17 protein-coding genes are annotated in these 17,919 nt (G+C 59.8%); 3 read left to right on the forward strand and 14 right to left on the reverse strand.

Annotated elements, in window-relative coordinates; genetic code table 11:
- Positions 1-6: 6 nt before the first annotated feature.
- Positions 7-1,521: a tripartite tricarboxylate transporter permease gene (locus N5C09_RS09610; RefSeq protein ID WP_063868219.1), complete on the forward strand. Its 1,515-nt coding sequence runs from the start codon at positions 7-9 to the stop codon at positions 1,519-1,521.
- Here the strand turns inward: N5C09_RS09610 and menE are convergent, their stop codons facing one another.
- From menE to N5C09_RS09650, 8 genes are all read right to left on the reverse strand, one after another.
- Entirely contained in the window at positions 1,522-2,883 is a 1,362-nt protein-coding gene (menE, locus tag N5C09_RS09615; RefSeq protein WP_279748948.1) for an o-succinylbenzoate--CoA ligase, read from the reverse strand.
- Positions 2,880-3,845 (reverse strand): o-succinylbenzoate synthase, encoded by a 966-nt coding sequence (gene menC, locus N5C09_RS09620; protein ID WP_279748949.1) that lies wholly within the window; start codon positions 3,843-3,845, stop codon positions 2,880-2,882. Before menC ends, menE begins: the two co-directional genes overlap by 4 nt.
- A complete protein-coding gene (gene menB, locus N5C09_RS09625; protein WP_013098093.1) occupies positions 3,845-4,702 on the reverse strand; it encodes a 1,4-dihydroxy-2-naphthoyl-CoA synthase in 858 nt (285 codons plus the stop codon). Before menB ends, menC begins: the two co-directional genes overlap by 1 nt.
- Complete coding sequence (menH, locus tag N5C09_RS09630; RefSeq protein ID WP_279748950.1) at positions 4,699-5,475, reverse strand: 2-succinyl-6-hydroxy-2,4-cyclohexadiene-1-carboxylate synthase; 777 nt, start codon at positions 5,473-5,475, stop codon at positions 4,699-4,701. Before menH ends, menB begins: the two co-directional genes overlap by 4 nt.
- On the reverse strand, positions 5,472-7,142 hold the full coding sequence (gene menD / locus N5C09_RS09635; protein ID WP_063868211.1) for a 2-succinyl-5-enolpyruvyl-6-hydroxy-3-cyclohexene-1-carboxylic-acid synthase: 1,671 nt from the start codon (positions 7,140-7,142) through the stop codon (positions 5,472-5,474). The genes menH and menD overlap by 4 nt, the downstream gene beginning before the upstream one ends.
- An 88-nt stretch (positions 7,143-7,230) precedes the next feature.
- Positions 7,231-8,526: an isochorismate synthase MenF gene (menF, locus tag N5C09_RS09640; RefSeq protein ID WP_279748951.1), complete on the reverse strand. Its 1,296-nt coding sequence runs from the start codon at positions 8,524-8,526 to the stop codon at positions 7,231-7,233.
- Positions 8,527-8,612: 86 nt separating this feature from the next.
- Entirely contained in the window at positions 8,613-8,918 is a 306-nt protein-coding gene (gene elaB, locus N5C09_RS09645; protein WP_063450380.1) for a stress response protein ElaB, read from the reverse strand.
- 50 nt (positions 8,919-8,968) lie between these two features.
- Positions 8,969-9,433 (reverse strand): GNAT family N-acetyltransferase, encoded by a 465-nt coding sequence (locus N5C09_RS09650; protein ID WP_131636546.1) that lies wholly within the window; start codon positions 9,431-9,433, stop codon positions 8,969-8,971.
- A 71-nt stretch (positions 9,434-9,504) separates the two neighbouring features.
- Here N5C09_RS09650 and rbn point away from each other — a divergent pair, with 71 nt between their 5' ends.
- Together rbn and N5C09_RS09660 are read left to right on the forward strand one after the other, a co-directional pair.
- Positions 9,505-10,422: a ribonuclease BN gene (rbn, locus tag N5C09_RS09655; protein WP_131636545.1), complete on the forward strand. Its 918-nt coding sequence runs from the start codon at positions 9,505-9,507 to the stop codon at positions 10,420-10,422.
- Between the two features lie 64 nt (positions 10,423-10,486).
- On the forward strand, positions 10,487-11,491 hold the full coding sequence (locus N5C09_RS09660; RefSeq protein ID WP_279748952.1) for a chemotaxis protein: 1,005 nt from the start codon (positions 10,487-10,489) through the stop codon (positions 11,489-11,491).
- 99 nt (positions 11,492-11,590) lie between these two features.
- Here the strand turns inward: N5C09_RS09660 and nuoN are convergent, their stop codons facing one another.
- The 6 genes from nuoN to nuoI form a co-directional block, all read right to left on the reverse strand.
- Positions 11,591-13,048, reverse strand: a complete 1,458-nt coding sequence (gene nuoN / locus N5C09_RS09665; protein ID WP_063450384.1) for an NADH-quinone oxidoreductase subunit NuoN — start codon at positions 13,046-13,048, stop codon at positions 11,591-11,593.
- A gap of 6 nt (positions 13,049-13,054) precedes the next feature.
- Positions 13,055-14,584, reverse strand: a complete 1,530-nt coding sequence (nuoM, locus tag N5C09_RS09670) for an NADH-quinone oxidoreductase subunit M (RefSeq protein ID WP_063450385.1) — start codon at positions 14,582-14,584, stop codon at positions 13,055-13,057.
- Positions 14,585-14,660: 76 nt separating this feature from the next.
- Complete coding sequence (gene nuoL, locus N5C09_RS09675) at positions 14,661-16,502, reverse strand: NADH-quinone oxidoreductase subunit L (protein WP_279748953.1); 1,842 nt, start codon at positions 16,500-16,502, stop codon at positions 14,661-14,663.
- Entirely contained in the window at positions 16,499-16,801 is a 303-nt protein-coding gene (nuoK, locus tag N5C09_RS09680) for an NADH-quinone oxidoreductase subunit NuoK (protein WP_003861496.1), read from the reverse strand. The genes nuoL and nuoK overlap by 4 nt, the downstream gene beginning before the upstream one ends.
- Positions 16,798-17,352, reverse strand: a complete 555-nt coding sequence (gene nuoJ / locus N5C09_RS09685; RefSeq protein ID WP_006811379.1) for an NADH-quinone oxidoreductase subunit J — start codon at positions 17,350-17,352, stop codon at positions 16,798-16,800. The genes nuoK and nuoJ overlap by 4 nt, the downstream gene beginning before the upstream one ends.
- Before the next feature lie 10 nt (positions 17,353-17,362).
- Complete coding sequence (gene nuoI / locus N5C09_RS09690) at positions 17,363-17,905, reverse strand: NADH-quinone oxidoreductase subunit NuoI (RefSeq protein WP_002913152.1); 543 nt, start codon at positions 17,903-17,905, stop codon at positions 17,363-17,365.
- Positions 17,906-17,919: the final 14 nt, after the last annotated feature.

Genomic DNA, 17,919 nt, shown 5'->3' on the forward strand with positions numbered 1-17,919 from the left:
CACGCTATGGATACCTGGATCTATCTCTCTCAGGGGTTCGCGGTAGCGATGACCCCGGAAAACCTGGTGATCGCCCTGATCGGCTGCTTCGTCGGGACCATCGTCGGCCTGCTGCCGGGCCTTGGCCCGATCAACGGCGTGGCGATTTTACTCCCGCTGGCCTTTGCCCTGCACCTGCCTGCGGAGTCGGCGCTGATCCTGCTGGCGACGGTTTACATCGGCTGCGAGTACGGCGGGAGAATTTCGTCGATACTGCTTAACGTGCCCGGCGATGCCGCCGCCATTATGACCGCGCTGGACGGCTACCCGATGGCGCAGCAGGGACGCGGCGGCGTGGCGCTCTCAATTTCCGCCGTCAGCTCGTTCTTTGGCTCCCTGATCGCCATTGGCGGCATCATTTTGTTCGCGCCGGCGCTGGCCCAGTGGTCCCTGGCGTTTGGTCCTGCCGAGTATTTCGCGCTGATGGTATTCGCCATTGCCTGCCTCGGCAGCATGATGGCGCAGAACCCGCTGAAGTCGTTTTTATCTGCGCTGATTGGCCTGGGGTTAGCCACCGTCGGCGTGGATGCCAACACCGGGGTTTACCGCTTTACCTTCGACAGCGTACACCTCTCCGACGGCGTGCAGTTTATCGTCGTGGTGATTGGTCTGTTCTCCGTCTCAGAAATCTTGCTGATGCTGGAGCATACCAGCAGCGGGCAGACGCTGGTGCGTAAAACCGGACGTATGCTGTTCAATGCCAAAGAGGGGGCGCAGTGCGTGGGTGCCACCCTGCGGTCTTCGGTGATCGGTTTCTTCGTCGGCATTTTGCCAGGCGCCGGGGCAACCATCGCCAGCGCCATCACCTATATGACCGAGAAGAAGCTGAGCGGTAACAGCGACGGCTTTGGCAAAGGCGATATTCGCGGCGTGGCGGCGCCGGAGGCGGCCAATAACGCTTCGGCCTGTGGTTCGTTCATCCCGATGCTGACCCTCGGCGTGCCGGGTTCGGGCACCACGGCGGTGATGATGGGCGCGCTGACGCTCTATAACATCACCCCGGGGCCGGCGATGTTTACCGAGCAGCCGGATATCGTCTGGGGCCTGATTGCGGCGCTGCTGATCGCCAACGTGATGCTGCTGGTGATGAACATCCCCCTGATCGGCCTGTTTACGCGCATGCTGACCATTCCCCTGTGGTTCCTGGTTCCTGCCATCGCCGCCGTCTCTGCGGTTGGGGTGTACGCGGTGCACAGTACCACCTTCGACCTGGTATTGATGGTGCTGCTGGGGATCCTGGGCTACATCTTGCGCAAAATGCACTTCCCGATGTCGCCGCTGATTTTAGGGTTTGTGTTGGGGGAAATGCTGGAGCAGAACCTGCGCCGCGCGCTCTCCATCAGCAACGGCAACATGGCGATCCTGTGGGAGAGCAGCGTGACGAAGATCCTGCTGGCAATGGCGATTATGGTGATTGTCGTGCCGCCGGTGCTGCGCTGGGTCCGTCGACGCCAGCACAAACCGCAGCCGGATATCGGCTGATTAGCCCCTCAACAGGGCATTGACCCACTGCCTTAACGCCTGGCGGGAGATTTTAATCCCGCCATTTTTCAGTTCTGACGGCAGCGCCAGCCAGTGCACCGGCTGCTCAAAGCGCGCCAGCCTGCCCTGAACCCACTCTGGCAACAGCGTGATATCCGTGCCCGGCGCACATTCCACTACCGCCACCGGTCGCTGCCCGTACTCGGCATCGTCCAGCGGAACGACAAACGCCTGGCTTACCTGCGGATGCGTAACGATGACGCGTTCCAGCGCTTCCGGCTGGATCCCTTCTCCGCCGCTGAAAAAGAGATTGTCCATGCGGCCCAGAACGGCCAGGCGGCCGTTATGCCACTCACCGCGATCGCGGGTGGCGAACCAGCCCTGCTCGTTGACCAGCGGCAGTAAGGCGCCGTCCCGCCAGTAGCCCGCCGCCATGCTTTCTGCCCGGATCCAGATTTCACCGTTGACCACCTGCACCTCTCTGCCCGACAGCGCGCGGCCCACGTCCGGCGCACCGTCGGCCTCTTTGGCGCAGACGGTGGAGGCGAACTCGGTCAGGCCGTAGCCGCAGTAGGTGCGAATACCCTGCTCGCGCGCCTGTTCGGTCAGCTCAACGGGGATTTCCGCCCCCCCGAGCAGCACGGCCTTCAGCGCGACGGGATGGTGTGAATTGAGCAGCCGCCACAGCTGCGTCGGCACCAGCGAGGCGTGGGTGCAGCCCTGGAGCGCCTGCTCCAGGGGCTGTTTTTCGCGCACGGTGAGGCGGCCTCCGCCCTGCAACCAGCGCCACAGAATCCCCTGACCGGAGACGTGAAACAGCGGCAGGGACAGCAGCCAGTCGTCATCACCGCCGTAAGGCATCAGGGACAGCACGCCTCGTGCGCTGGCAAGGTGGGCAGCACAGGTATGCACCGCCGCTTTTGGCAGGCCGGTGGAGCCGGAGGTGAGCGTCATTGAGGCCAGACGTTCAGCCCGCCACGTCACGCTGGCAAGCTCCTCGCCCTCTCTCAACGCCAGCGCGGGCAGACCGTCATACTCACCGTTAAGCACCAGCGCAAAGCGCAGCGTCATCTGCGGCAGGAGAACGTCCAGCAGCGGGCGGGGAAGCTGAGGGTTTACCGGCAAAATGCGGGCACCGCACTGAAGCAGGGCCAGCCAGGCCAGCAGCGTGCGCGGATGGTTGTGGGCGAGGAGCATGACGCCGTCGCCCTCCCTGACGCCCTGAGCCTGAAAACCGGCGGCCAGACGATCGATACGCTCGCACAGCTGAGACCAGTTGTGCGTGACTTCGTCTAAACGCAGCGCGGGTTTATCACCACTCCGGGCGCGCCAGTGCCGCCACGGCCAGTTGTTAAAGCTCATCGCAACGGCTCCAGCGCCCCGACGTCAAGGCACGGTAAGGTGCTGTCCGGCCACGGGCGAAGCAGCTGCGCCTGCATCAGGCTCAGCGTATCAAGGCCGGGTACAGTCTCTGGCGTTAACCAGGCGGCAATGCGCGCCAGCTGCGTCAGCCCGAGGCTCGATTCTATGGACGAGCTGATCACCGCCGTCATCCCCAGCGCATGGGCCGCTGCAACCTGCTCGCGCACCTTGTCGAGGCTGCCGGTCAGCGTTGGCTTAATCACCACGGCGCTGACGCCCGGCTCGGCGGCAAACGTGAAATCGGCTTCGCGCAGGCTCTCATCCCAGGCGATAGCAATGCCGGTTTCCCGGGCAAAGGCGCGGGACTCGTCGCGGGTTTTGCACGGCTCTTCGAGAAACGCGATGCGGCTGCGGTACGCCGGGTTGACGTACTTCGCAAACTGCTGCGCCTTCAGCGGCGTCCAGGCGCGGTTGGCGTCCAGGCGCAGGTGTAGATCGGGAATGGCTTCCAGCAGCAGGTTGACGACCATCCCGTCGCGCACCGCTTCGTACAGGCCAACCTTAATTTTCGCCACCTTCTCGCCCGGCATCGCGGAGAGCAGCGCGAAGAGTTCATCCGGATCGCCGGTACAGAGCGGCGCGGCGCGATAGTTCGCCGCGTCCGGCAAACTGCCGTCCAGCTCTGACAGCGCACAGCTGATGCCGAACGCGGCGGAAGGAACGTCCGGCAGTGCCGGAGCCACCCCCTCGCGCCATTGGTGCGTCCAGGCCATCAGCGCCGCCTGCGCCTCGTCCAGCGTTTCCAGGCTGAAGCCCGGAAGCGGGGCGATTTCGCCCCACCCTTCCCGCTCGCCCTGCCGGAGGTGCACAAAAAGTCCGTCACGGGTTTTTAACCGCCGTTCACGCAGCACCACGCCCGCGTCCATCGGTATCTGCCAGCGGTAAACCTGCGCGCGACGCATTACGGGTTCCGTTTGTATTTGCTGAAGTCTGGCTGGCGTTTTTCGTTGAACGCGTTGCGCCCTTCCTGACCCTCTTCGGTCATGTAGAACAGCATGGTGGCGTTACCCGCCAGCTCCTGAAGACCTGCCTGACCGTCACAGTCCGCGTTCAGGGCCGCCTTCAGGCAGCGCAGCGCCATTGGGCTGTTTTGCAGCATTTCGCGACACCAGCGCACGGTCTCTTTTTCGAGATCGGCGATCGGCACCACGGTGTTAACCAGCCCCATATCCAGCGCTTCCTGTGCATTGTACTGACGGCACAGGAACCAGATTTCGCGGGCTTTTTTCTGCCCGACGATGCGCGCCATGTAGGAAGCGCCCCAGCCGCCGTCAAAAGAGCCCACTTTCGGGCCGGTCTGGCCGAAGATGGCATTTTCCGCCGCGATAGTCAGGTCACACATCATGTGCAGCACGTGACCGCCACCGATGGAGTATCCTGCTACCATCGCCACGACCGGTTTCGGACAGGTGCGGATCTGGCGCTGGAAATCCAGCACGTTCAGGTGGTGCGTGCCCGCATCATCCTGGTATCCGCCGTAGTCGCCACGCACTTTCTGATCGCCGCCGGAGCAGAAGGCTTTCTCGCCTTCACCGGTCAGAACGATAACGCCGATATTGTCGTCGTAGCGGGCATCCGCCAGCGCCTGGATCATCTCTTTGACGGTCAGTGGACGAAACGCGTTGCGCACCTGCGGACGGTTGATGGTGATTTTGGCGATACCGTCGGCGGATTTGTGGTAACGAATGTCGGTGTAGCCTTCGGAGCAGTCCTGCCATTCAACCGGCGCGTAGAGCATGTTTTCATCAGGATAGATCATAGCGTGTCCTTTGTTCGATGACGCAGTATCTGAGCCAGACTCGCGGCAACCGCATCCGGGTTCTCCCGGTGGGCGTTGTGTCCGGCATGGGGGATAGCATGGCGCGTGGCGTTGAGTTCAGCGGCAAGGGCTTTGAACTTCTCATCACGTTCGCCATAGAGAAAGTAAAAAGGAAAATCACGCGCGGTGAGCGCGGGACGTAAATCAGGCTGAACGGCAAGCGAGGTGGCTTCCAGCATATCAGCCAGCCTCGGGCCGTTGTTCAGGCTGCGCAGCGCGATCAGCACCTTGCGCTGTTCCTCCGTAAGGGAGGCAAAGACCGGCTGTTGATACCAGTCGGCAAAGACGGCTTCCAGCGGCTTGCTGCGAAAACGTGACGCCCAGCGTCGGTCAGCGATCAGCCGCGCCTGACGCGCATCGGTATCTTGCAGGCCAGGGTGTCCACCCTCCACAATCACCCCGTCTAACCCCGCCGGATGCTGGCAGGCATGAAACATCGCAATGCGGCCGCCGAGGGAGTACCCCACCAGCCAGTAGTTTAGTATGTTGTAACTAATAAGGGTGTGCGTGAGCAACTCGCTCATCTCTGCAAACCCCGCCACGCCCGTCTCCGCTGAACCACCGTGCCCGGGCAGGTCAAGGTAGAGCCGGGGATAGTCATCCAGCGACGCCCCAACGGTCTGCCACTCGCGACAGTCGCCGGAAAAGCCGTGCAGGAAAACCAGCCAGGGGTAGCCTGGTTTTCCGCGCTGAGTGACGCCTGCGAGGATCACAGGTGGCTCACCTGCGCCAGCAGATGTTGCAGCTTCTGCGCGCCGTCCGAATCGTTAACCACCAGTTCGATCAGCGTTGCGCCGGGCTGTCGCCAGGCGGCGTTCAGCGCCGTTTCCAGCGCGTCCCAGCTTTCCGGGCGATGGTACTTAAGGCTGAACATGGCGGCGGCGTGTTCGAACTGCACGTTTTGCGGCATCAGATAGAAGCGCTCACGTTCGCTTTGCGGAGTGGGCAGCAGGGAGAAAATCTGCCCGCCGTTGTTGTTAACGACAATCAGCACGAAAGGGGCCGACGCCTGACGCAGGAGCGCCAGCGCGTTGAGATCGTAGAGGGCTGAGAGATCGCCCACTATCGCCAGCGTGGATTTCGCGCTGGCCCGCTGTACGCCCGCCGCGGTGGAGATCAGACCATCAATGCCGCTCGCCCCCCGGTTGCTGTACACCGGGTAACCTGCGGGCAGCTTCGAGAAGGCGTCAATCAGGCGCACCACCAGGCTGTTGCCGACAAAAAGTTGCCCCTGCTCGGGAAGGTATTTGCGGATACGGTGCGCCAGACCGGCTTCACTGAACGCCTCGCACTGCGCTTTGGTGAGCTCCCACGCCTGACGCGAAAGTTCGGGGATCTCAACCGCCCATGGCTTGCGTTTTTCTGCCGGATGAAGCTCCAGCCAGCGCTCAACGTCGCTGACCAGCCTGCGACCGCGGTGGTGCGCTGGGTCAAGGCGTCCTTCGAGCGGATCCACCAGCCAGTACTCTTCCGGCGTGCAGGTGGCCTGCCACTGGAGCAGGCGCTTGCCCGTCAGGCTCGATCCCAGCTGGACGACAATCTGCGCCTGCGCAAGCTCGGTGACCGCCTTCGCGTTCCCCAGCCAGAGGTCCGCGCAGGGCAGCGGCTGGCCCGTCTGGGAAAGCACGTCGCCAATCAGCGGCCAGCCAAGCGTGTGTGCCCACTCCGCCGCCAGCCTGCCTTCCGCCGCGCTCATCCGCCCGGCAATGACCACGCCGCGCTTCTGACGCCAGAAGAACCAGTCGCGCTGTTTCGCGCTTTCCAGATGCGTCTGCTCGCGCAGCCACGGTTTTTCGCTTTCCCACCAGTCGCCGAGCTGCTGCTGCCAGGCGAGGCCGGTATCGTTCATTTCGCCGTACAGCGGCTCGGCAAACGGACAGTTGATGTGCAGCCCGCCGCTGCGCAGCGCGTTCATGGCGTGGTCGAGGGTGGAGACCAGCCAGCTGGCAGGAATATCCTGCGTGGGGCGCGGCAGTGAAACCGTTCGTGACGGATGCGAGGCAAACATGCCGGGCTGACGAATCGCCTGGTTAGCGCCGCAGTCAATAAGTTCAGGGGGACGATCGGCGGTGAGTAAAATCAGCTTTTCGCCGGTTAACCCCGCTTCAATCAGCGCCGGATAGAGGTTCGCCACCGCCGTGCCGGAGGTGACTATCACCGCCACGGGCGCTTTGCTGACTTTCGCCAGGCCGAGCGCCAGATGACCGAGCCCACGCTCGTCAAAATGGGTGTGATGAATAAAAGCCCGGTTTTCCGCCGCAGCAAGGGTGAGCGGCGTGGAGCGAGAGCCCGGGGCAATACACACGTGCCTGACGCCATGCCGGGTCAGGGCTTCAAGGATCACCGTCGCCCAGCGTCGGTTAAAAGAACTTACTGACATGAGATTGTCCAGTATCAAGAATGCGACACAGTATAAATAATAGAAAAAGTCAGAATTTTGATATGAATCGGGATTGCACGAATCAGTATTAATCCTTCAGGAGAAGGGAACGCAGCCCGGCGGCTTTGTTTTCGATCTCCTGCCACTCCTGTTCCGGATCGGAGCCGCTGACGATGCCCGCCCCCGCATAAAGACGCAGCGCGGCGTCGTGAACGCGTGCGGAGCGTAATGCCACGCAGAATTCACTTTGATCAACCGACAAATAGCCTGCCGATCCCGCGTACCACTCCCGGTCAAACGGCTCCACCTTCTCAATAAATTCTCGCGCCGCCTGACGCGGCAGCCCGGCCACCGCCGCCGTTGGTTGCAGAATATGCAAACACTGCTCGTCGTCAGCATGTTTGAGTTCGGTCCAGATACAGCGGCGTAAATGCTGCACCTTGCGCAGACGCAGCACCTGCGCAGGCAGGATCTCCAGCGTCCGGGTCTGGTGCTGAAGACGCTGGCAGATATCTTCCACCACCAGCATATTTTCCCGCTGATTTTTGTCGTCGTTCATCAGCCAGTCCCCCAGATGCTGGGCCTGCTTATCGTCTGAATGGCTGGCAACGGTGCCTGCCAGCGCTTCGGTGCGCAGCAGCGTGCCGCGTCGCCGCCACAGGCGCTCGGGGGTCGAGCCAAGAAACGCGTTGTCGGCATCGAAGACCATGCAAAAATGGTAGCAGTTGAGGTTCAGCGCGCGGCTGGCGGCCATCAACGCAATGGCGTCTACGGGTTGCCGGCACTGCACATCGGTGGCGCGTGCGAGCACCACTTTCTCGACGTCGCCGCGAGCAATGGTATCCGTTGCCTGACGGATCAGCGCCAGCCATTCCGGTTTTTCTGGATGATGGGTTTCCTGCTCAATCTGAACGGACAACGGGCGGATCGGCGCGGCGTCGCGCAGGTTATCGACAAAACTCAATGCCACACGGGCATCTTCGCGCAGCGAGGTTTCGTTCCACAGTTGCACGCGCAGCGTGGCGACCCCGGCAGACCGTCGCCAGAGAAGACGCGGTAAAAACAGCGTGCCCTGCGCCGGATTGAAGGCGTTCAGGCCGCAGATACGGGTGTCATTTGCCACGGCATGGGTGTGCAGGAACCGGGAAGCCGAGGCCAGAGAATCAAAATGGGCGAGGCTTCCCAGCGCGGCAAGTTCTTCATCACCGCTGCGCTGTTGCCAGTAAAACTGGGGATAGCACCGCTGCACGCCCAGCCAGGCCAGGGGATCGAAGGCATCGTTTAACGGGAAAGAGACGTCGAAATGACGGAAACCGGGTGTATCAGGCAACGCTTGCGCAAGCTGGGTGCGCAGGCTTTGCAGCGCGAGGAAAATCGAGTGCACGCGAACCTCTCCCTGTTAAAACCTTATATTATACGGGGTACTGACAATAAATAGCAGTACCCACGTGTAGGGAGGGGTTTATCGGCTTAACGGCGGGCTAACAGTAGACCCAGCACCAGCCCTACGGCTGCACCGACGCCAATACCCTGCCACGGTTTTTCATGCACATAATCGTCGGCACGATACACCGCCTGTTTGGCGCGGTAGTAGTAGTTGTCGGACGCGTTACTGACGCGGTTTTTAACGTCATGCAGCGCCTGCTCGGCGCGGGCTTTAAGCTCAATGTACTTCTGATCGGCAGGATCGCCTGACGAGCGCAGCACTTCTTCCAGCGTTTCGCTTAGCAGCGTCAGGTCGTCGTCTGCTCGGGTTTCCCAGGATTGAAATGACATATTTTTCTCCATGTTAGTACACCAGTCCGATAACTATAGACAACGTCTCGCTATTGCGCCTGTTTCGCTTCGCGCGCCATGCCAACATGGGGGATGCCATCTTCGTCATAAACCCCGGTGACCGCGCTAAAGCCAAAATGGGCATAGAAAGATTGCAAATGCGCCTGTGCGCCCAGGTATAACGCCTTGTCTGGCCACTGTTTTTGGCATGCTTCCAGCGTCTTTTCCATCAGCTGATAGCCCAGCTTTTCACCGCGCGCGCTGCCGCTGACGATGACGCGACCAATGACGACAGGGTCAAAATCGTCGTCGCTTTTCAGAATCCTCGCATACGCCACCAGCTCGTTATTCCGCCAGCCGAGGATGTGCCGGTTCTCGCCGATTAAGTCATCGCCGTCGATATCCTGATACGGGCAGGTTTGTTCAACCACGAAGACTTCGCAGCGCAGCTTGAGCAGGGCGTAGAGTGACTGCACGGTCAGTTCGCTGTGGTGTAGATCTTGCCACTGGATCATGTGTTTCTCCTTCCTGGGGTTCATCACGTTATACTAAACCTCTTCCCATTGGGCAAAGGGCTGATTGCGTTATGGAACTGATTTTTCTGGGTACGTCCGCCGGCGTGCCAACCCGCTCACGAAACGTGACGGCAATTCTGCTGGATCTTAAGCATCCTACCCGGGGTGGGCTGTGGCTGTTTGACTGCGGTGAGGGCACGCAGCACCAGCTGCTGCACACCTCATATCACCCAGGTAAAGTGGATAAAATATTTATTACGCATCTGCACGGCGATCATCTTTTCGGCCTGCCGGGCCTGCTGTGCAGCCGTTCAATGGCGGGTAACGCCAACCCGCTGACAATTTATGGCCCAGCGGGCATTCAGGAATTTGTTGAAACCACGCTGCGCCTGAGCGGCTCGTGGACCGACTATCCGCTGGAGGTGATTGAGATAGCCGAAGGCCAGGTGTTCGACGACGGTGATTATCGGGTGCACGCTTACCCGCTTAACCATCCGGTGGAATGCTACGGCTATCGCATTGAGGAGCACGATAAGCCCGGCGCGCTGAACGCCGCCGCGTTGCGGGCCGATGGCGTTATGCCCGGCCCGCTGTTCCAGCGCCTTAAGCTTGGTGAAACCGTCACGCTGGACGACGGGCGCGTCATTAACGGTCAGGATTACCTCGCGCCGCCGCAGCCGGGCAAAAAACTGGCTATTTTTGGTGATACCGCCCCCTGCCCTTCGGCACTTCGGCTTGCCGGGGGCGTGGACGTGATGGTGCACGAGGCGACGCTGGAAGCGGCGATGGAAGAGAAAGCCAACAGCCGGGGGCACAGCTCAACGCGTCAGGCGGCGCGGCTGGCGCGTGAGGCTGGCGTTGGGAAACTGATTGTCACGCACGTCAGTTCACGCTATGACGTCCGCGGCTGTGAAAGCCTGCTGGCAGAGTGTCGGGAGGTGTTTCCCGCCTGCGAGCTGGCGGAAGATTTCGCTCAGGTCAGCGTTTAGTCCTTTATTTTTCCCTCAGGATGCCGATAACGATTAAAAGGCCAGCATTTCTCTTGAGGGTAGAATGGATAATTTCCAGAAAGATATTGATGACAGAGCGAATCTCACCCTGTCCAACCGTTTTGAACTGTTGCTGTTCCGTCTTGGCACCTCTCTGAACGAAAATAAATCCGAGCTGTTCGGTATCAACGTGTTCAAATTGCGCGAAATTGTGCCGATGCCGACCTTCACCAAACCCGCGGGCATGAAGTCGCCGCTGATGGGGATGGTAAACATTCGCGACCAGGTGATCCCGGTGATCGATCTGGCCGCCGTCGCTGGCTGCAAGCCAACCACCGGGCTGAACATTCTGCTGATCACCGAATATGCCCGCAGCGTGCAGGCCTTCGCCGTGGAATCGGTGGAGAACATCATGCGTCTTGACTGGAAGCAGGTGCACGCCGCCGAAACCGCCGTCAGCGGTCGCTATATCACCAGCATTGCCTGCCTGGATGACAAGACCGACACCAACGATCTGGCGATGGTGCTGGACGTGGAACAGATCCTGTATGACATCACCCCGGCGAATCACGATCTGCACGCCACCCATCTGGAAACCACCAAATTCAATATCAAGCCAGACTCCGTCGCGATTGTTGCAGAAGACTCGAAGGTGGCGCGTTCGATGCTGGAGAAGGGTTTGCAGGCGATGGAGATCCCGGCTCAGCTGCATATCACCGGCAAAGACGCATGGGAAAAAATCACCCAGCTGGCCGCGCAGGCGCAGGCTGAGGGTGTCCCCGTCACCGACAAGATCGCTCTGGTATTAACCGACCTCGAAATGCCGGAGATGGATGGCTTTACGCTGACGCGCAAAATCAAAACCGACCCGGTACTGAAAGATATTCCGGTGGTGATCCACTCGTCCCTTTCCGGCAACGCCAACGAAGATCATATTCGCAAAGTGAAGGCGGACGGCTATGTGGCGAAGTTTGAGCTGAACGAGCTGTCGTCGGTGATTGAGGAAGTGCTGGAGCGGTCGATGAAGAAAATTGACGGGCCGTTAATTAGCCGGAAGCAGCTGGCTTAGTCGGGTAGCGCTACGCTTACCCGACCTACAAAACCCGCAGGCCCTGCAAGCGTAGCGCCGATGGGCAATAAAAAACCCGCCGAGGCGGGTTTTTTATTTTTACATCAGCGGCATCGCGCGCTGAACAATCTCAATCAGCGGCTGCGGATAGATACCGAAGATCAGCACCAGCAGCGCGGAGATGAGCACCACAATCCCGCCAGCGCTGTACTGCCAGTTGGATGGTGCATCGCGGTTAAGCTGCTGAGGCGCGCTCAGGTACAGGCTCACCGCTACGCGCAGGTAGTAATAGAGACCAATCGCGGAGCCGATAACGACACCGGCAGTCAGCCACCACAGACCCGCCTGCACACCGACGGCCAGCACGTAGAACTTACCGATAAAGCCCAGCGTCATCGGGATACCCGCCAGCGAGAGCATCATCACGGTCATTACCGCCGACAGAATCGGACGGTGCCAGAACAGGCCACGGTAGGAGAACAGGGAATCTGCATCCGGGCCACGGTACGGGCTGGACATCAGGCTCACCACGCCGAAGGCGCCGAGGCTGCTGAACAGGTAACCGGCCAGATACACACCCACGGTTTCCATCGACATCTCACCGCTTTGCAGCGCAATCAGCGCCACCAGCAGGTAGCCCAGATGGGAGATAGAGGAGTAGCCCAGCAGACGCTTGATGTTGGTCTGGCTCAGCGCCATCAGGTTACCGAAGATGATGGACACGAACGCGATAATGCCCAGCACCACGCGAACCGCTTCGCTGTCACCCACCGGCGCGTACAGGAACAGACGCATAACCACGCCGAAGATAGCGATTTTACTCGCCGTCGCCAGGAAGGTAGAGACCGGTGCAGGCGCACCCTGGTATACGTCTGGCGTCCACAGGTGGAACGGCACCAGAGAAAGCTTGAAGCCAAGGCCAACAATCATCATGCCCAGACCCGCCAGCAGAAGCGGCTCGTGCATCATGCCGTCGCCCAGGCTCTTGCCGAGCGCCATGAACGAGAGGTTACCCGTCTGCGCGTACAGCAGCGCAATACCGAACAGCAGGAACGACGACGCGGCAGCAGACAGAATGGTGTACTTGATTGCCGCTTCCAGCGAGCGTTTCTGGCGGAAGGCGTAACCAATCAGGCCGAACAGCGGCAGTGAGATCAGCTCAATACCGAGGAACAGCGCGGCCATGTGGTTCGCGTTCGCCAGCAGAATGCCGCCCAGCGCGGCAATCAGTACCAGCAGGTAAAACTCTTCTTTGTTGTCGTTGTAACCTTCCAGCCACGGGTAGGCAAAGGTACAGGTTGCCAGGCTCGCCAGCAGCACCAGACCGGTGTAGAGCATGGCGTAGCCGTCAACGCGCATCAGCGGCGTGACGTCCATCGCGCCCGCCTGGCCAACAAACCAGAGGGAGACTAACGCAGCGTTCAGACCCAGAACGGACAGGGTCGCATTCAGGAAGTGATTGCGTCGCCACGCAATGGAGAGCATCACAACCACCACCGTCAATCCGACGATCAGCAGCGGTAGCAGCGCGATCAGTTGTTGTGGAGTTATTGTCATGGCGAATTACGGCCTTGTAGTAGAAGCAGAATTAACAAACCACTGCTGGATGTTACCCATCGCGCTGTGCGAGGTATCCAGAATCGGCTGCGGATAGAAGCCCAGCAGCACCAGCAGTACGACCAGCAGCAGGATGATGAACAGCTCGCGCAGCGACATCCCCGGCAGTTCTTGTGCAGCAATTTCGCTCTTCGCTTTACCGAAGTATGCGCGGTGCAGCATCGCCAGCGAGTACACGGACGCGAACACCAGACCGAAGGTAGAGATGACGGTAATCATCGGAACCACCTTGAAGCTGCCGAACAGGATCATAAACTCGCCGACGAAGTTACCGGTACCCGGCATACCCAGCGTTGCCACCGCGAAGAACATGGAGAGCGCAGGCAGCCATTTCATTTTGCCCCACAGGCCGCCCATCATGCGCATGTCGCGGGTGTGCAGACGCTCGTAGAGCTGACCGCACAGGATGAAGAGACCGGCTGCGGACAGGCCGTGCGCAATCATCTGGATCACCGCACCCTGGTACGCCAGCTGGCTGCCGGTGTAGATGGCAATCAGCACGAAGCCCATGTGGGAAACGGAGGTGTACGCAATCAGACGTTTGATGTCGTACTGCGTGAAGGCCATCCACGCGCCGTAGAAGATACCGATAACGCCCAGCCACATGGCAATCGGCGCGAACTCTGCGGAGGCGTTCGGGAACAGCGGCAGGGAGAAGCGCAGCAGACCGTAGGCCGCGGTTTTCAGCAAGATACCCGCCAGGTCAACGGAACCCGCCGTTGGCGCCTGTGAGTGCGCGTCCGGCAGCCAGCCGTGCAGCGGTACTACCGGCATTTTCACCGCGAAGGCGATGAAGAAGCCCAGCATCAGCAGGTATTCCACGCCGTGGGACATCGGGGTCTTCAGCAGATCTTCATAGTTGAAGGTCCAGACGCCGGTGGCGTTGTAATGCACAAACACCAGCGCCAGGATGGCAATCAGCATCACCAGACCGCTCGCCTGGGTATAGATGAAGAACTTGGTGGCCGCCGTGATACGCGTTTTACCGTCGGAGGCCTTGTGGCCCCACAGCGCGATCAGGAAGTACATCGGCACCAGCATCATCTCCCAGAAGAAGAAGAACAGGAACATGTCGATGGCCAGGAACACGCCGATTACGCCGCCCAGGATCCACATCAGGTTCAGGTGGAAGAAGCCCTGGTATTTTTCGATTTCTCGCCAGGAACACAGTACCGCCAGAACGCCGAGCAGACCGGTCAGTACCACCATCAGCAGCGACAAACCGTCAATCGCAAGGTGGATCGTGATACCGAAACGGGGGATCCACGGCAGAATGAACTCAGACTGCCACTGCGGAAGGCCCGCAGACTGAGTCAGTGAGTAGCCACCCTGCAACCACAGTTGCAGGCCAAGCGCGAGCGTCAATCCCATGGTGATCAGCGCGATCCAGCGCGGCATCTTCACGCCAAAGCGTTCAGTCTGCCAGCACAGGAAGCCGCCGATGAAGGGAATTAATATTAGCCAGGGTAGTAACATGGCGATTTATATTCCTTTTTAAGGCCCCCAACAGGGGCCTGATTTTCAACGAATTCGAATAAAATTCACTTAACGATCAACGCAACACCATCAGCAGCGCCAGTACAACAACCGCACCGATGCTCATGGACGCCACATACCAACGCAGATAACCGTTCTCGCTGAACAGCAGGCCTTTACCTGCAAAGCGAGAGAGGATCGCCGGGATATTCATCAGGCTGTTCAGGGGATCGCGCTTCAGCAGCCACGCAATGCCCAGGAACGGCTTCACGAAGATCATGTCGTACAGCCAGTCGAAGCCCCACGCGTTGTACCACCAGGTGCTCAGCAGACGGCCCGGCGCGCTGTTGGCAACGGCCGTCACCAGCGTGCGTTTGCCCAGCCACAGCCAGGCGGCAATCAGGATGCCCGCAATTGCGACCACGCCAGAGGTGATTTCAAGCGTCAGAACGCGACCGTGCTCAAGCTCGGTTGTCGCCGGCAGTACGCCCTGCAACGGTGGCACAATCATCGCGCCAACGAAGGTGGAGAGGACCAGCAGCACAATCAGCGGCAGGTGGTGGGTGATCCCCTTCCCTGCGTGAGCGTGAATTTGTTCTTTACCGTGGAATACGATGAAAATCATACGGAAGGTATACAGGGAGGTCATGAACGCACCGACCAGACCCGCAACCATCAGATTGATATGACCATTCGCCATGGCGCCCGCAAGGATTTCGTCCTTACTGAAGAAGCCCGCGGTAATCAGCGGCAGTGCCGCCAGCGCCGCGCCGCCCACCAGGAAGCAGACATAGACCAGCGGGATGGACTTACGCAGTCCGCCCATTTTGAAGATGTTCTGCTCGTGGTGGCAGGCCAGGATCACCGAACCGGATGAGAGGAACAGCAGCGCTTTGAAGAACGCGTGCGTCATCAGGTGGAAGATGGCTGCGTCCCACGCCTGAACGCCCAGCGCCAGGAACATGTAACCAATCTGGCTCATGGTGGAGTACGCGAGAACGCGCTTGATGTCGGTCTGCACCAGCGCGGCAAAGCCTGCCAGCACCAGCGTAACCGCACCGACGATACCCACCAGATGCAGAATTTCCGGGGTCATCAGGAACAGGCCATGGGTACGCGCAATCAGGTAGACACCGGCGGTAACCATGGTCGCGGCGTGGATCAGCGCGGAGACAGGGGTTGGACCCGCCATCGCGTCGGCCAGCCATGTCTGCAACGGCAGCTGCGCGGATTTACCCACGGCGCCGCCCAGCAGCATCAGCGTTGCCCACCACAGCATGTTGTTGCCTGCTTCGAAGTGCGCCGGCGCCAGTTCCACCATTTCGCGGAAGTTCAGCGTGCCCAGTTCGTTGTAGAGAATGAACAGCGCGAAAGCGAGGAACACGTCACCCACGCGGGTCACGACGAACGCTTTCATGGCCGCTGCGCCATTCTTCGGATCGGTGTAGTAGAAACCGATCAGCAGGTAAGAGCACAGGCCCACGCCTTCCCAGCCCAGATACATCAGCAGCAGGTTATCGGCCAGCACCAGAACGACCATGCTGGCGATAAACAGGTTGGTGTAGGCGAAGAAGCGGGAGTATCCCTCTTCACCGCGCATATACCAGGAGGCGAACATGTGGATCAGGAAGCCCACGCCGGTGACCACGGAGAGCATGGTCAGAGACAGACCATCCAGCACCAGGTTAAAACCGATGTTGAAGTTACCGACCGACATCCAGTTCCACAGCGGTACGCTGTAGGCCTGACGCCCGTTGTTAAAGAAGTCGATACCCGCATACGCTGTGACCAGCGCCGACAGGCCGATAGCGCCAATGCCCACGGTCGCGGACAGATTCTCAGACCAGCGGCCGCGAGAAAATGCCAGCAGCACGAAGCCAATCAGCGGAAAAATAATGGTTAAGGCAAGCATGTTCATCCACGCAACTCACTTACTGAATCGATGTTCAGGTTCTGGCGGCGACGATGGAGCTGTAGCAACAGCGCCAGGCCAATACTCGCTTCAGCAGCCGCGAGGCTGATGGCGAGAATGTACATCACCTGACCATCGGTCTGGCCCCAGTAGCTGCCGGCGACCACGAAGGCCAGCGCGGAAGCGTTAATCATGATTTCCAGACCGATCAGCATAAACAGCAGATTGCGGCGGATAACCAGACCGGTTAAGCCCAGAACGAATAAAATCGCAGCGAGGATCAGTCCATGTGTTAAGGGGATCATGCGCGTTCCTCCGTTTTTCTTTTCGCGCGGTCGTCAGTGCGGTTGCTCAGCACCTCGCCAGCACGCTCTTCGCGGCCAACGTGGAAGGCCACAACCAGACCCGCCAGCAGCAGCATTGAGGCCAGCTCAACCGCCAGAACGTACGGACCAAACAGGGTGATACCCACGGCTTTCGCGCTGATTGGCGTTCCGTCGATACCCTGGTCGTTGACGCCCAGAATGGCGTAAACAATGACCGCCAGCATAATGGCCGACAAAATTGCCGGGCCGATCCACACCTGCGGTTTCAACCACTGACGTTCCTGCTCAATTTCAGAGCCGCCCAGGTTCAGCATCATCACTACGAACACGAACAGCACCATGATGGCCCCGGCGTAGACGATGATTTCCAGCGCACCGGCGAAGTGCGCGCCCAGCGCAAAGAACACCCCGGAAATAGCCAGCAGCGAAATGATCAAATACAGCAGCGCATGCACCGGATTGGTGTGCGTGATCACTCGCAGCGTAGCCAGGATGGCGATAAGGCCACAGATATAAAAAGCGAATTCCATTGCCCTCTCCTTACGGTAACAGGCTCTTGACGTCGATAGGCTTAGCTTCGTTCTCTGCTTCGCCTTTATCTTTGCCGTCGATTGCCATACCCGCCATCCGGTAGAAGTTATATTCCGGGTATTTGCCCGGACCGGAAATCAGCAGATCCTCTTTCTCGTACACCAGATCCTGACGCTTGTACTCACCCAGCTCGAAGTCCGGAGTCAGCTGAATCGCCGTGGTTGGGCACGCTTCTTCACACAGACCGCAGAAAATGCAGCGTGAGAAGTTGATGCGGAAGAATTCCGGATACCAGCGGCCATCTACCGTCTCCGCTTTTTGCAGAGAGATACAGCCCACCGGACACGCTACCGCACACAGGTTACAGGCAACGCAGCGCTCGGCACCGTCCGGGTCGCGCGTCAGCACGATACGGCCACGGTAGCGCGGCGGCAGATATACCGGCTCTTCCGGGTACATCCGGGTTTCGCGTTTAGCAAACGCGTGCAGGCCGATCATCCAGATACTGCGTACCTGGGTGCCGAAACCTACCAATAATTCTTTTAAGGTCATGATCTCAAAGCCCC

Origin of the sequence: Enterobacter sp. GD03975 (assembly GCF_029838645.1) — a bacterium.
GTDB lineage: Bacteria > Pseudomonadota > Gammaproteobacteria > Enterobacterales > Enterobacteriaceae > Enterobacter > Enterobacter quasihormaechei.

Excerpts from the sequence above, each read along its gene's own strand:
- N5C09_RS09610 (WP_063868219.1), top strand. The coding sequence starts at position 7 with ATGGATACCTGGATCTATCTCTCTCAGGGGTTCGCGGTAGCGATGACC.
- menE (WP_279748948.1), bottom strand. The coding sequence starts at position 2,883 with ATGAGCTTTAACAACTGGCCGTGGCGGCACTGGCGCGCCCGGAGTGGT.
- menC (WP_279748949.1), bottom strand. The coding sequence starts at position 3,845 with ATGCGTCGCGCGCAGGTTTACCGCTGGCAGATACCGATGGACGCGGGC.
- menB (WP_013098093.1), bottom strand. The coding sequence starts at position 4,702 with ATGATCTATCCTGATGAAAACATGCTCTACGCGCCGGTTGAATGGCAG.
- menD (WP_063868211.1), bottom strand. The coding sequence starts at position 7,142 with ATGTCAGTAAGTTCTTTTAACCGACGCTGGGCGACGGTGATCCTTGAA.
- elaB (WP_063450380.1), bottom strand. The coding sequence starts at position 8,918 with ATGTCATTTCAATCCTGGGAAACCCGAGCAGACGACGACCTGACGCTG.
- N5C09_RS09650 (WP_131636546.1), bottom strand. The coding sequence starts at position 9,433 with ATGATCCAGTGGCAAGATCTACACCACAGCGAACTGACCGTGCAGTCA.
- rbn (WP_131636545.1), top strand. The coding sequence starts at position 9,505 with ATGGAACTGATTTTTCTGGGTACGTCCGCCGGCGTGCCAACCCGCTCA.
- N5C09_RS09660 (WP_279748952.1), top strand. The coding sequence starts at position 10,487 with ATGGATAATTTCCAGAAAGATATTGATGACAGAGCGAATCTCACCCTG.
- nuoN (WP_063450384.1), bottom strand. The coding sequence starts at position 13,048 with ATGACAATAACTCCACAACAACTGATCGCGCTGCTACCGCTGCTGATC.
- nuoM (WP_063450385.1), bottom strand. The coding sequence starts at position 14,584 with ATGTTACTACCCTGGCTAATATTAATTCCCTTCATCGGCGGCTTCCTG.
- nuoL (WP_279748953.1), bottom strand. The coding sequence starts at position 16,502 with ATGAACATGCTTGCCTTAACCATTATTTTTCCGCTGATTGGCTTCGTG.
- nuoK (WP_003861496.1), bottom strand. The coding sequence starts at position 16,801 with ATGATCCCCTTAACACATGGACTGATCCTCGCTGCGATTTTATTCGTT.
- nuoJ (WP_006811379.1), bottom strand. The coding sequence starts at position 17,352 with ATGGAATTCGCTTTTTATATCTGTGGCCTTATCGCCATCCTGGCTACG.
- nuoI (WP_002913152.1), bottom strand. The coding sequence starts at position 17,905 with ATGACCTTAAAAGAATTATTGGTAGGTTTCGGCACCCAGGTACGCAGT.